Raw genomic sequence first — 13748 nt, forward strand, 5'->3', positions numbered from 1 at the left:
CTATTTTTTCAATATTCTTGAGGAAATCAGGGGATGCATCATCTGTGCGGTAATACCGGTCTGCCAGACGGACAGACAGGTTTTCATCGGAGTAACCCTTTGCTTTTGCCATAATGAAACCTCACGCTTCCCGTACCTTTGAGGCCTTTGGAGCCAGGAGTTTCTCTTTAATCTTTGCAAAGAGATCGGTCTCTTTGCCTTTGACCCGGATGCCGGTCCTCTTCAGGACAATAATATCCTCGCCGGGGCAGGCGTTCACGCAGGCGCCACAGAGCATGCAGAAATCAGAATTAATGGCGATTTTGCCATTATCCTGCATATGAATCGCATTGCAGGGGCAGACTTCGACACAGATGTCGCATCCGGCCGGGCACTTCTCCACAGCCGCACTGATGTCACCTTCGAATATCTTCTCGACAGTGATCGCCTCTTCAGGACAGTTCTTTGAACACCATGTGCAGGTACAGCAGTCTTCTGAGATGATGGTAACCTTGCCGGGCAGTTTCTTGGATTCAACCGTCCTCACAACGGTGATAGCCTCTTCAGGGCAGGCCTCGACACAGACCTGGCACGCATCACAGAGATCTTCATCCCATACCACTTTCCCCTCAATTACTCCGGTTTCAGGGCTGAAGGGCTTGTGTTTCACAACGATTGCAGGACATACAGCCCCACAAATGCCACAGAGATTGCATTTCTCGTCATCAACCGTAAACTCGGTCTTGGCGGTGAGCGCACTCTGGCGTAATACTCCCTGGTCATCTGCTCCTTCAAATAATGGAACGTCGCGGTCGATTGCATCGCGTGGACAGACTTCCTCACAGATAGTACATCGGACACACTTCTCGTCATCGATCGTTGTGACCATATCGTACTGTGGGAACCCTTCCTTCTCAAGAATCGGGAGTTTCTCTTCTTCGTCAATCTTCAGGTTCAGCGCATTGAACGGGCACATGATGACGCAGACGCCACAGTACGAGCATTTCTCAGCGTCGATGCTCACTTTGGCATCGTCGATGACTGCTCCTTTACCATAGCCTCCAAGCCTACCAAGGGTAATTGCCTCTTCTGGGCATGCCTCGATGCATATGCCGCATCCCGTGCAGGTCTCGCTCTTCAGGGTAAGTCTGTTTGTTGCCTGAAGGAGCTTCTGCTCCATCACAACATTCAGTCCATCCTGTGTCCTCGAGAATTTTGGAAACAAATTGCTCATAGCCATTGATGTATCCCTCTCGTCCTCTCCGTTGTTCTGTGGGCAGTGGCGCAGGAGCCCGTCATGACGTTGAGTTACATTCTCTCATTGTCAGAATGGAGGGTTCTCTCAGCCATGATCCAACCATCTCCCCGTAGCTTCAATGCGCACAATGTCCCATGTAATCTGACCAGCAATATCCAGAGCAACACCGTGGTGTCGCTCTACATTGCAAATGCGATGGTTTATTTACCGGCCTGTTATCGATATAAATCGATTGTCGAAAACTATGTAAAATAATCTAGATAAACCTTCTTAATTAATTCTGATATGGTGAAAAACGCAGAATGAAGCAGAAAGCCACGGTATTCACAGCAGGATACGTTCAGGTCAAAGGGAATGCCGGTATGGGGAAGCTGGCAGCATGAAATGCAAAAAGAAATCTTCTTTTATCCATCTCCCTCACATACACATATAGAAGGTGTTTCTATGGAATACAACGGTGTCATCATCGACAATACCTACGCAGAGGGATTCCCCACCTGGGTATCCCGTGTTATCGTAACAGCAGTCACAAAGGAATGGGCCTACAAGGCAGCCGTTGAAGCAACCGGTTTTGCCACATCAACGATCGGTTGCCCGGCTGAGGCAGGCATCGAGCGGTTCGTTCCTGCCGATGAAACTCCCGATGGACGGCCAGGGTATGCTATCCTTATCTGTGTTGGCAAGAAGAAGCTCAAAGAGCAGCTCGTCGAGCGGATCGCAGAGTGTATCCTCACCGCACCAACAACTGCCGCCTTCAACGGGCTTGTTGCTGAAGAGAAGCTTCCGGTAAAGCTCCACTTCTTTGGGGATGGATTTGAGTCCAAAATCACCGTTGATGGCCGCGAATGCTGGTCCATTCCAATTATGGGCGGCGATTTCATCATCGAAGAAGAGTACGGGGCAGTCAAGGGTGTTGCAGGTGGAAACTTCCTGATCATGGGAGAGAACCAGATGAGCGCACTCGTTGCAGCAGAAGCAGCAGTCGATGCTATCGCAGATGTCCCGGGTGTCATCACTCCATTCCCGGGCGGTGTTGTTTCCAGCGGCTCAAAAGTCGGAAGCAACAAATACAAGTTTATGGGAGCATCCACAAACGAGGCATTCTGTCCGACAATCCGTGAGAAGGTTGAAGGCACCAGTGTGCCAGCCGGAATCGGCGCAATCTATGAGATAGTCATTGATGGAGTTGACGAAACCTCGGTGAAAGCGGCAATGGCAGCTGGTGTAAAAGCCGCCTGTAAAGTGCCTGGTGTTAAACAGATTACAGCTGGAAACTACGGTGGTTCTCTTGGGCCATTCAAGTTCCAGCTCCACGAACTCTTCTAATCTTTTTTTTCTTCAGCCTGCGATCGATCACCTTATATTCTGTTGCAGCCGATTATTTTGTTAACGAAAATTTCGGCTGCATGGTATGACCGGGCTTATAATATATCCAGCAGATATCGGGGCTCCTGACTCTGGAATTGATCGTAGCTCTATGATATCAGATGGCTGGATGATCCGTGTCAGCATTGCATATACTCATGTGGGCATTATGCCGCCTGAAATAATTTCAGATAATAATGGCAGGTTGATATGAAGCATACTCATGATCCCTATTCGATCATCTATCCTGAAATCCTCGCGATAGCTTCAGACGATGGTTCAGCTGTTGAGCTTATCGAGCGATTTGAATGTATCGGAGGTGCAATGTGGGTGAAGCGACATTATGGGCAGAGCCCCCTTGTGCAGCAGGTGAGGACAGTTGGCCAGACAACCCGATATCTCCTTTCTCCCGGAGCAATCGATCTCGAACTGGTCGGATCGCGGTTCCCGGCAGGTATTGCCCGTGTTGCTGTATCTAAGGATGAAATCGGTATTACCTATCTTGGTATGGGCGGCGGTGGCGTCGGGGCTTCCATCTGCCGGGCACACGCTGCAGGTGTGATCCGATCAGAATCTGATCCATGTGGCGGTGGAAAGGTGGCTGGCTCCCGGATCGTTGTTCCTCGGCTGCAACGTCTGATCATCGGCGTGGATGATACCGATACGCCGGAAGCCGGTGCCACGTGGACACTATGCCATAATATTGCCAGGTCTATTGAAGACGATAAGACACGCTATCTCTCCCATACAATCGTCCAGCTCTATCCTGTTGCCTTCAGGACAAAGAATTGTGTTGCGGTGGCATGCGAGTTTGCAACAGCCGATCCGGCAGGATGCATCGATCGCTTCGAGGAATTATTGCGTGAACATACCCTCTCGGATGAGACCGGCATGGCTGCATACACCGGATTTGATCCCTCCCCTCTTGAACAGTATGCATGGATGGTGAAGCGGGGTGAGATCACAAGATCGGAACTGGACTCCCTCCTCCCGATGCTTGATGTCCGGCTTTCCGGAAGAGGATTAATCGGTGCTGTTGCAGCAATCCCGTTTGTGACCAGATACGAGGAGGCTTTGGAATTATGCGATGGCACGAACTGAAGGCGGAACTTCTCGCCATCGGTTCATGCAGGCTCACCGGAGCGGATGCATCCGGTTATATCGAATCTTCAGCCGCAGGTCCCGGAGCCGGGGGCGAGGGTTCGGTCTTTTTTTCTATGGATGGTAAAAGGATCCGGTTGTCAATCTCCCCAGACTCTCCTGTTGAAATAAGGCACGATGGCGATGGGCATGTGCATCTTAGTTTCGGAAAAATAGACGCAACAGGCATCCTTGAGCAGCCTGCACTTCACTGTCCACGACAGGCATATATCACCGTTTCAGGCAACTGCATCTTCTCCTGTAAGTACTGTCCGGTACCGCTCAACAAAGGGCGGGTAAAAACTCCTGACGAGATTGTGGGGATGATCGAATCCGTCATCAACCGGATTGATTCGATATCGATTACGAGTGGGGTTATTGGTTCCATCGAAGATGATGAGAAGCGGGTTATAAATGTTCTGGAACGGATTAAAGGACTGGACATTCCGGTGGGCGTCTCCATCTATCCGGGTCCGGAAACCCCCGATCGCCTTTATTCCGAAGGTGTCAGCGAGGTGAAATTCAATCTTGAAACGGCAACTTCCGCACTCTTTGAAGAGATGTGCCCCGGATTATCATGGGATGCAATTATAATGTCACTTGATCGTTCAGTTGCACTCTTCGGACGGGGCAATGTATTCTCAAATGTGATCCTCGGGCTTGGCGAGACCGACGAGGAGATGGAAGCCTGTATTCGTCTCCTGACAGGGCGTGGCGTTATTCCGGTGATCCGTCCGCTCACCCCGGCAGCAGCAGTTGCATCATACAAAAGGCCTTCTCCGGAACGCCTGCTCAGAATCGCAGCTATCCACTGGGATGCCCTGAAGAATGCTGGCCTTGACACAGGAGAAGCCAGGACGATGTGTACGTATTGCACAGGCTGTGATATCGTTCCCGGGAGGGATTGTGAATGAAAGGATATGAAGCAGTAGCAGAGGCCCTGAAACAATGTGTTGAGACCATATACACTGTACCGGGCTATCCGGTGACGGAGATTGGTGCTCTTGTCTCCGCCAAGGTGGTAACGAACGAAAAGACCGCCCTTGAATATGCTCTTGGAGATTCTCTATCCGGACGGCGGTCGTGTGTTATCGTGAAAAATGTCGGGATGAATGCCCTCTGCGATCCCCTCATCAATGCGACGACGCAGGGTCTTATCTCCGGTGTGGTGATCATTGCCGGTGATGATCCTGAAGCCCACTTCTCGCAAAATGCACAGGACTCCCGGTATTTCGGCGAGCTTGCACAATGCCCGGTAATAGAGCCTGATAACGAAACCCTCTTCGCAGCTGTTGCCTCTGCTTTTGAAGCCTCAGAACGTTTTTCACGGGTTGCTATTCTTCGCGTTACCCCGGCACTCCTGAATGATGAGGTTACCTATGTAGAAGTGGTCCAGATGATACGGCATGGCAGGCTTGCCGATCCCGATCTCACAATAGCCGGACGGGTGGCGCGGGCTGATAAAGGAACCGCAGGACTTTTTGCATGGGCAGAACGATCCCCTCTCAACCGGATCAGGGGAGGAGAGATCGGTGTCGGAGCAGTTGGGGGTGAGTCTCAGATCGCCATCGCCTATCCCCCCCCATCGTTCCCATCAGGGTCAAGGATCATCGAGATCGGCAGGCCCTTTCTAAGGGAACACCAACAGCTGCTCCCTCCCAAAGCCGGTAAATCATCAGAGCGTTTCGCAGATCGGGGTTTCTTCCGGACGTTCTGTTCTGGCTGCCCCTTCAAGCCGCTTTTCTCGCTTTTAAAAGAGCGAAAGATGAAGGTTATCCCGGATATTGGCTGCTCTCTGCTCCTGATGAACCCTCCCTACTCAATCGGTATCGCAGGTTACTGCCTCGGTTCATCGATTGCCATTGCCGCACAGAGCACAGGGGTTGCTGTGATCGGTGATGGAGCCTTACTTCATTCAGGAATAAACAGCCTGATCGACTCCAAAGAGAAGGAGCTCCCTCTTCTGGTACTTGTCCTTGCCAACAGGCGGATGGCGATGACCGGGGGACAGGATGTCCCTGATATCAAACCCTATCTATCATGGGCGGATCCTGTTGAGATCGCAGCAGAGGATACGGAAGCCCTATCAGAAGTCCTGTCTCTTCCCGAATCTGATATAAAGGTGATTATTGTCCGTGGAGTATGCCCGGAGGAAGCTGAATATGAAAAAGTGGAATGTTGAGATATGTGATGTAACCCTCCGGGATGGTGAACAAACTCCGGGCGTATCGTTCTCTCATGAAGAAAAGTGCAGTATCGCTGATATCCTTGATGAAATTGGTGTCGATGTCATCGAAGCCGGATTTCCAATTGTATCCCATAACGAGGCGGGATGCGTCCGGGATCTCTCTCATATGGGACTTGACGCACGGATATGCTGTCTGTCACGGGCACTGAAAACCGATCTTGACTGCGCAATCGGGTGCGATGTCGATATGGTCAGTATCTTCATTGCAACCTCGGATCTGCATATGCGGATCAAATACAAAAAACCGCGTGAAGAGGTTCTTGAAAAGGCGCTTTCGATGGTTGAGTATGCACATGATCACGGCATCCAGGTGCGTTTTGCCGCAGAAGATGCCTCAAGGACAAATATCGCATTCCTCCGCGAAATGTACCTGAGGGGAGCTGAGTGCGGTGCGGATTATGTCTCCTATGCAGATACTGTCGGCTGCCTCACCCCTCTTGAAATGGCAGGCATAATAGATGCTCTTCGAATTGATCTCCCAATCCCCCTCTGTATTCACTGCCATGATGATATGGGGTGTGCTGTAGCAAATACAATCACTGCCGCTGAACGGGGAGCCTATCAGCTTCATACCACGGTAAACGGCATCGGTGAGCGGGCAGGGAACGCCTCGCTTGAGGAGGTGGCATGTGCACTCAGGTTCAAGGGAGGCGTTGATCGCTATGATCTCTCTCACCTCCTGAAACTCAGTAAAGTGGTTTCAGAAGCCTCCGGGATACCTGTCCCGAAGATCAAATCAATCGTAGGCGAGCATGCATTTGCCCATGAATCCGGAATTCACATTGCCGCTCTGATCGAAGATTCATCAACGTACGAGTATATCCATCCCAATCTGGTTGGCGGGGAGCGTCATTACCTTCTCGGTAAGCATACCGGTAAAAAAGCGATTGCACATATTTTACAGTCAATGGGGCATGATCTGGGGGAAGAACAGATAATCTGGATTCTTGATCAGGTGAAAGCGAGGGGCGAGCACAAATGTTGTATCACCCATGATATCCTCCTTCAGCTGATTCATCAGGCTGAACTGGAGGTTATCGCATGAGTCAGACGCTCACTGAAAGGATTCTTGGTGGAAGTGCCGGAGAGTACATTGATCGGCGGGTGGATCGTGCGTATGTACATGATGGTACCGGTGTCCTCACCGTTGAGGCATTCCATTCGATGGGTGTACAGAGGGGGATGAATCCAGAGAAGATCTCTGTTCTCTTTGATCACATCTGCCCTGCAAATAACGGGTTGACCGCTGATCTTCAGCGTGAACTCAGGCAGTATGCCCGTTCAGGAGGAATGATATTCTCAGACTGCGGAGGAGGCATATGCCACCAGATCATGAGCGAGGGGTGTATCCTCCCCGGAGAGGTGGTGGTGGGAGCAGACTCCCACTCCTGTACGGGAGGAGCATTTGGAGCATTTGCAACCGGTGTCGGTGCAACCGACATGGCAGCCATCTGGGCCTCGGGCGAGACCTGGTTCCGTGTGCCTGAAACGATCGGCATAAAGCTTGAGGGAAGGCTTTCCGGCGCCGCAGAGGCAAAAGATCTCGCCCTCTCTGTTGTCTCGCGTCTTGGAATGGAAGGGGCGACTTACTGTGCCCTCGAGTATAGCGGAGAGGGTGCAGGGACGCTTGATATGGAGGATCGCCTCTGTATCTGCAACATGGGAGTTGAGACCGGGGCGAAGAACGCGATCTTTTATGCTGACCAAATCTGCCGGGAATACCTTGGCAGCTATGGTCATGATATAGCTCTCCAGATTCAGGATGACTGTAGTTATCTCCGTGAAATTACAATCGATCTTGATGATATAGTCCCTGTTATTGCCTCGCCGCACAGGGTCGATTCCGGCCGGCCGGTCGCAGATCTCGCGGGAACCGGGGTGGACCAGGTGCTTCTTGGGACCTGCACAAACGGACGCTACAACGATCTGCAAAGGTTCGCCGGTATTGTCAGGGGAAAGCAGGTGAAGATCCGGACAATTGTTGTTCCTGCATCACGTGATGTACTTCTCCGTGCCACGCGGGATGGTATCCTTGCCGATCTCATCGCCGCTGGTTGCACAGTGGTTTCGCCGGGATGCGGCCCCTGCCTTGGCATGCACAACGGCGTCCTCGGCGAGGGGGAGGTCTGTCTCTCCACCGCGAACCGGAACTTTAAAAACCGGATGGGAGTTGGCGGATCGATTTACCTTGCATCTCCAGGAACTGCTGCTGCAACCGCACTTGCCGGGTATATCTCTGAGCCGGAGGTGTGGGAATGATTACGGGACATGCAGTCTGCCTTGGACCTGATATCGATACTGATCTCATCATCGCCGGGAGATATCTCAGGACAAAGGATCGGTCAGTTTGGGGAGCACATGTCTTTGAAGATCTCGATCCCTCACTTGCAGGCAGGTTATCCGGTGCAGTCATTGTTGCGGGCAGGAACTTCGGGTGCGGTTCATCACGTGAACAGGCGCCGGTTGCGCTCAGGGAGGCTGGAGTTGTTGCTGTCATCTCCCCCCTCTTTGCCCGTATATTCTTCAGGAATGCGATCAATGTCGGCCTGCCGGTACTTGAGGCAGATCTCACCTGCCGAAATGGCGATCAGATCGCAATCAATCTCGATTGTGGGACACTATCGTCTGCCGGAACCATCCATCCTTTCACCCCGCTCTCGCCCCGTATGCGTGAAATCCTGAGCGCTGGTGGACTTGTCCAGTACTGGAGGGAGAAAGCATGATATTCCCGCCGGAATGTAAAGTGGTGGGGCATGCGTTTGGAAAACCTGTTGGTGACAAAGTATACTTCCTTTCAGAATATCTTGTTAAAAGAGTTGAAGACGGGTTTGAACTCATAAAAGTGACTCCTGATCCGAACGGCACCGGAATGATGCGTACTATTCTCCATGAAGAGGTATTAGCAACCGCTGACGAAACGGTGATGTATTCAGAACGGGTGAACCAGCATAACCGTGCGGGAATGGTCAGGCGTGCCCTTTCAACGGGAAAACGCTGCACCATCTTCGGGGCAATCGACGAACACATGAACTTCGTTCTTGACCCTGATATAACAACATTCGAGACTGTGCATGTCTATGATATCAGGCCCCCGAGGGCAAACCTCTCGGTGACGATTGAGAGCCTTGAGGAAGAGGGGCTTCTTGGTGAACTGAACTGTGTCTTTGATCACCATGTCAGGGATATCTCCAGAATTGAAGCAGATGTCTTTCCCTGCCGGGCAGGTGGCTTTGAAAAGACCCTTGATATGGATCATATGGATGGCGGGGAGCGGGTGGCAGGCTGCCTGACCGGCCGTCAGCTCTACCTGGAGTGCTATGGCAACAACTTCACTCCAATCGAGATCTGTCCGCTCTCCTCTGTAGCTGCGGAACCATTTATTGCTCGCTGTTGCAGGAAGGAACGGAGCGGTATTGGCATATACAATGGCTATTTTGGCGCGGTTGTTCACTGGGGTGCATCCCCGAAGATGGTTCTTGATGCGGTATATGAGATGATGGACCAGTGGAGGAACAGATGACACGGGTAGCCGTTCTCTCCGGAGATGGAATAGGGCAGGAAGTGATCCCGGTTGCATGGGATATCATCGGTTCGCTCCACCCGGAATTTGATTCTTTTGAGGTGGAGGTTGGGTACGCCAGATGGAAGAAGAGCGGTGTCGCCTGCACCGATGACGATATCACTGCATTGAAAGAGGCTGATGCTATTCTCTTTGGTGCCATCACCACGCCGCCGGATCCCTGTTACCGGTCGGTAATCCTCGGAATTCGGCAAAGACTTGATCTTTATGCAAACCTCCGACCAGTGAAAGGGAATGGGTTTGATATCATGATTGTGAGGGAGAACTCTGAAGGCCTGTACTCAGGTATCGAATGGCAGGAGAAGGATCGCGCCTGCACTGTCCGTGTCGTCTCGGTTGAAGGGAGCAGGCGGATTGCACGGGCAGCTATCCGCCTCGCAGAGGAGCGCGGCTGCCACCTGACGATCGGGAACAAGGCGAATGTGATCAAATCCGATGTACTCTTCCGTGATATCTGCTGTCATGAAGCAGCAGAAGCTGGTGTTTCCTTTGAGGCATGTTATATCGATTCGCTTGCCCTTGATCTTCTTCTTCATCCGGCCAGCTACGGGGTTATCGTGACCACAAACATCTTCGGGGATATCCTCTCGGATGTCGCCGGGTATCTGGTAGGTGGACTGGGCATGCTCCCCTCTGCAAATATCGGGGATCGATATGCCCTCTTTGAGCCGGTGCATGGATCGGCACCGGATATTGCCGGGCAGGGAATAGCAAACCCTGTGGCTGCAATCAGGAGCGGGGCAATGCTCCTTGAATATCTTGGCCACAAAGATGATGCTATACGTATCGAAGCAGCTATCCAGACTGTTATCAAACGCGGAATAAAAACGCCGGATCTTGGTGGAATGGCGACCACACAATCGTTTGGGGAAGCAGTAAAGGCAGAGCTTGGGATCTGATCTCTTCGTGCGTCTCTCTTCCCAAAACCTTTCTTTCCAGGCAGGCTGTACTGTAATACTATGGTAACAATCGGCGTTCATGTCTCGATCGCAGGTTCGATTGATCGGGCTGTATCCCGCGCAGTTGAGCGGGGGTGCGACACCTTTCAGATCTTCTCACGCAATCCGCGTGGCTGGAGCTATAAGCCTCTGGCTGAAGAATCTGCCATAACCTTCATTCGGGAATTAAAGGTCTCTGGTATTGGTCCTGCTGTTGTGCATATGCCGTATCTCCCGAATTTCGCATCAGAAAAAGAAGGGGTCTACTCCCGTTCGGTTGAGAGCCTCATCGTGGAATTATCGCGGTGCTATGCTCTTTCGGTGCCGTTTCTGGTCACGCACCTCGGGCACCATGGATCCTCAGGCAAGCAGAGTGGCAGGAGGCGGGTGGCTGACGCGATCAACTCCGCACTCGAAGATGCACCTGCTGGTGTCTTCCTTGTCCTTGAAAATACTGCCGGGGAGAAGAATTCGGTCGGAAGCGATCTTGCGGATATCGGGGATATCATTGGGAAAATTCATGAACAGAAGAGGATTAAGGTCTGCTTTGATACCTGCCATGCTTTTGCAGCAGGCTATGATCTCAGGACTCCTGAGGTTGTGGGAGAGACATTCGATATGTTTGATGCTGATATCGGACTTGATCGCCTCTCGGTCATTCATCTCAATGATACCAAAGGAACGCTTGGATCCGGCCTTGACCGGCACGAGCATATCGGGCTTGGGCAGATCGGGGAGGAGGGGATCCGATCCGTTCTCCGCCATCCCCGCCTCCGTAATCTTCCCTTCATCATGGAGACGCCGGAGGATGATACCCGGGATGACATCGGCAATATTGCCAGAGCCCGGGAACTGGCTGCTTAATCTCTCTTTCTTTTGTGGATAAGGGTGGCTGCTGCGACAGTTCCAAAAGCAGCTGCTATGATGATGCCAAAGCCCGGTGACTGGATTGGTTGTTGCTCAACAGGCTCTGCATATGGATCGAAGGTAAGGAACCATCCTTCAACCTCTCCTGTATGTCGGGACCATCCCCCAACTGCTACCCTGTTGTCGGTAAGGACTTTCACAGCGGTAAATCTTCCCTCTGCATCAAGCAGGCGTTTTGAATCGATGGTTGTGCCATCTGTTCCAATTAATGCTATCAGCGGGTTGCCCGGTCCGGTTACTCCGGCAACTATGTAGTGCTCACCATATGGTGCAACCCCATATGCTGCATACCCCTGAAGTTTTTCTTCCCAGATGAGCTCACCATCCTGTGAAACACCAAGTGCCCATGCTTCACCTTCGGAATAGCCATAGGGATGAGTTCCACCTACGATTAGATATCCGTCATTCATTGCGGACATTGCAAAGAGTGAGCGCTCATCAAATGTTTTTCTCCATGTGACTTCTCCTGATGAATCGATCTTTGTCATGTGTCCGTATCTGACATAGGGCGTCTCAATTGGATTTCCGGTGTTGCCGATTATAAGGTACCCTCCATCATCTGTCTTTCGAATATCATGAATTGATACTCCCTCATAGAGTATTGAATTCATGAATTCACCATCAAAGGTGTAATGTTCCAGAAAACCGCTGATGCCTTCCGGATCATCCACCGGTGCCCATTTCCACCCTGCAAGGAGGATATCATCATTCTGAACAATGATTGCTGCGGGTGCATTTCCAGCACTCTCTTCACACCAGATGATATTTCCTAACTGATCGGTCAGAATAAGGTATCCGGTGCCGGTAATTGCAGCAGTCGGGCTCTCCGGGTGTACCCAATCGTTAACAGAAGCAACCAGGATTCTTCCGTCATCGAGCTCATTTATTGCAACGATTCTTTTGCCCTTATACATCTGTGACCATATTTCTTCTCCATATGGATCAGTCTTCATCAGAAACGCATGTCTATCTGTATCCGGACTGTATGCATGGCCCCCGATAAGGAATCCTCCATTATATGCCTCTTCAATCACAAAGATATCCGTATATTGTGCCAGAGAGTACGTCACATTCATCTGTTCATCTGAAAAGATCGTAACGGCTGTCACCGCTCCGGATAATCCAGTGATACAGACTATAAGAAGAAGTATCCATGCAGTTTTTTTTGAAATCACTGATATTGGATTCATGCTATCACTTTTATGCAGTGTAAGTATTTACAAAATACATAGAAAGCATTTCTTGATCTGAAGTGTGTTTATCTTGGATCAACGCAAATACCAGAGGCAGTGAAGGCGATATTAGACGGAAGCACTATCCGGATCGGACCCGAAGGACTGTCTCTCTATGAGCAGGGAGGATATGGGCGGCCAGGCGAACGCGGGCTCAACCTCTCCTGTGAAGAAGCATTATATCTTATCCAGAGAGGTAAGCTTGAGGTTGAAGGCTTTGATTTCGAATCGCTCCTGATGCATTCAGTCAATCAGCCGGAGAACGGGGGGACGTTCCTCAGATCGTATATTGTATACCGTGATATCCGTGAACGCGGCTATGCAGTTCAGCGGGGTCCCCACGACTTCCGGGTCTTCAGGCGAGGCCAGAAACCAGGGAAGGGAACGACCCAGTATCTGATCCGTGTCCTCTCTGAACGTGATCCTGTTGCCTTCCCGATCCTTATCCGTGAGGTGGCAACAGCCGAGCATATGAGGAAGAACTTCGTTTATGCAGTTGTTGATGATGAAGAGGAGCTGACATATTATGATATCAGATTTCACCGCCCAAAGGCGAGGGAGAGTATATCCCTGGAAACAGGCATATCCGCGGTTCCAATGGGTTTCTCGGCAATGGTTGCGGGTGAAGGAGCAATTCTTCTCGAATCGCTCTGGTTTGGAACGCGCCTCGATCAGAACCGCCTGATACTCTCTCCACCCGAAGTGCTCTATCTCCTCGATCAGGGTCTCCTCTCTTTCAGCGGAAGTTTAATCGATCGCAACGGGTATTATGCATCTGCACTCTCCGCAGATAATGAACTGAATGAAAAACTCTCTGTTTATTCTGCACTCAGAAGGCTCGGTTTCACTCCCCGGACCGGCTACAAGTTTGGCCATCATTTCAGGGTTTATACCGAGAGTAACAGCCATTCTGCAATGCTTGTCCACGCGATCACAGAAGGAGCGGAGATTCCGATTTCCACTATATCCAGGTCGGTCAGGATGGCGCATAGCGTGAAAAAGAAGATGTTGTTTGCCTGTGTACAGAATGAAGAGATCGTGTATATCGAATTTGCACGGATAAAATTGTGAGAGAACCCTT

Annotated in this window: 14 protein-coding genes; 12 read left to right on the top strand and 2 right to left on the bottom strand. The window is 51.1% G+C overall.

The features are described 5' to 3' along the window. Window positions 1–121: 121 nt before the first annotated feature. Window positions 122–1213 carry a 4Fe-4S binding protein gene (locus tag FTO68_RS09735; protein WP_255333251.1) on the bottom strand — a complete coding sequence of 364 codons (1092 nt, stop codon included), beginning with the start codon at window positions 1211–1213 and terminating at the stop codon, window positions 122–124. 468 nt (window positions 1214–1681) lie between these two features. Here FTO68_RS09735 and fhcD point away from each other — a divergent pair, with 468 nt between their 5' ends. The 11 genes from fhcD to FTO68_RS09790 all read left to right on the top strand — a co-directional run bounded on the left by fhcD (window position 1682) and on the right by FTO68_RS09790 (window position 11372). Further along, window positions 1682–2563, top strand: a complete 882-nt coding sequence (gene fhcD, locus FTO68_RS09740; protein WP_255333210.1) for a formylmethanofuran--tetrahydromethanopterin N-formyltransferase — start codon at window positions 1682–1684, stop codon at window positions 2561–2563. A gap of 85 nt (window positions 2564–2648) precedes the next feature. Beyond that, window positions 2649–2816, top strand: a complete 168-nt coding sequence (locus FTO68_RS09745; RefSeq protein ID WP_255333211.1) for a hypothetical protein — start codon at window positions 2649–2651, stop codon at window positions 2814–2816. Next, window positions 2813–3703: a methanogenesis marker protein 11 gene (gene mmp11 / locus FTO68_RS09750; protein ID WP_255333212.1), complete on the top strand. Its 891-nt coding sequence runs from the start codon at window positions 2813–2815 to the stop codon at window positions 3701–3703. The genes FTO68_RS09745 and mmp11 overlap by 4 nt, the downstream gene beginning before the upstream one ends. After that, window positions 3685–4656 carry a radical SAM protein gene (locus FTO68_RS09755; RefSeq protein ID WP_255333213.1) on the top strand — a complete coding sequence of 324 codons (972 nt, stop codon included), beginning with the start codon at window positions 3685–3687 and terminating at the stop codon, window positions 4654–4656. The genes mmp11 and FTO68_RS09755 overlap by 19 nt, the downstream gene beginning before the upstream one ends. After that, window positions 4653–5924 (top strand): thiamine pyrophosphate-dependent enzyme, encoded by a 1272-nt coding sequence (locus FTO68_RS09760; RefSeq protein WP_255333214.1) that lies wholly within the window; start codon window positions 4653–4655, stop codon window positions 5922–5924. Before FTO68_RS09755 ends, FTO68_RS09760 begins: the two co-directional genes overlap by 4 nt. Beyond that, on the top strand, window positions 5905–7035 hold the full coding sequence (locus FTO68_RS09765) for a homocitrate synthase family protein (protein WP_255333216.1): 1131 nt from the start codon (window positions 5905–5907) through the stop codon (window positions 7033–7035). The genes FTO68_RS09760 and FTO68_RS09765 overlap by 20 nt, the downstream gene beginning before the upstream one ends. Next, complete coding sequence (locus FTO68_RS09770; RefSeq protein WP_255333218.1) at window positions 7032–8249, top strand: 3-isopropylmalate dehydratase/homoaconitate hydratase family large subunit; 1218 nt, start codon at window positions 7032–7034, stop codon at window positions 8247–8249. The genes FTO68_RS09765 and FTO68_RS09770 overlap by 4 nt, the downstream gene beginning before the upstream one ends. After that, a complete protein-coding gene (locus FTO68_RS09775; protein WP_255333219.1) occupies window positions 8246–8713 on the top strand; it encodes a LeuD/DmdB family oxidoreductase small subunit in 468 nt (155 codons plus the stop codon). The genes FTO68_RS09770 and FTO68_RS09775 overlap by 4 nt, the downstream gene beginning before the upstream one ends. Then, window positions 8710–9510, top strand: coding sequence for a DUF7714 family protein (locus FTO68_RS09780; protein ID WP_255333220.1), 801 nt, complete (start codon window positions 8710–8712; stop codon window positions 9508–9510). Before FTO68_RS09775 ends, FTO68_RS09780 begins: the two co-directional genes overlap by 4 nt. Then, window positions 9507–10469: an isocitrate/isopropylmalate dehydrogenase family protein gene (locus tag FTO68_RS09785; protein ID WP_255333221.1), complete on the top strand. Its 963-nt coding sequence runs from the start codon at window positions 9507–9509 to the stop codon at window positions 10467–10469. Before FTO68_RS09780 ends, FTO68_RS09785 begins: the two co-directional genes overlap by 4 nt. Window positions 10470–10529: 60 nt before the next feature. Further along, a complete protein-coding gene (locus tag FTO68_RS09790) occupies window positions 10530–11372 on the top strand; it encodes a deoxyribonuclease IV (RefSeq protein WP_255333222.1) in 843 nt (280 codons plus the stop codon). Here FTO68_RS09790 and FTO68_RS09795 read toward each other — a convergent pair. Next, a complete protein-coding gene (locus tag FTO68_RS09795; protein WP_255333223.1) occupies window positions 11369–12625 on the bottom strand; it encodes a hypothetical protein in 1257 nt (418 codons plus the stop codon). The genes FTO68_RS09790 and FTO68_RS09795 overlap by 4 nt on opposite strands. A gap of 99 nt (window positions 12626–12724) precedes the next feature. Between FTO68_RS09795 and endA the strand changes: the two genes are divergently transcribed. Continuing rightward, window positions 12725–13738, top strand: coding sequence for a tRNA-intron lyase (endA, locus tag FTO68_RS09800; protein ID WP_255333224.1), 1014 nt, complete (start codon window positions 12725–12727; stop codon window positions 13736–13738). Window positions 13739–13748: the final 10 nt, after the last annotated feature.

Origin of the sequence: Methanocalculus taiwanensis (genome assembly GCF_024372745.1) — an archaeon.
In the GTDB taxonomy this organism is placed as follows: Archaea; Halobacteriota; Methanomicrobia; order Methanomicrobiales; family Methanocorpusculaceae; genus Methanocalculus; species Methanocalculus taiwanensis.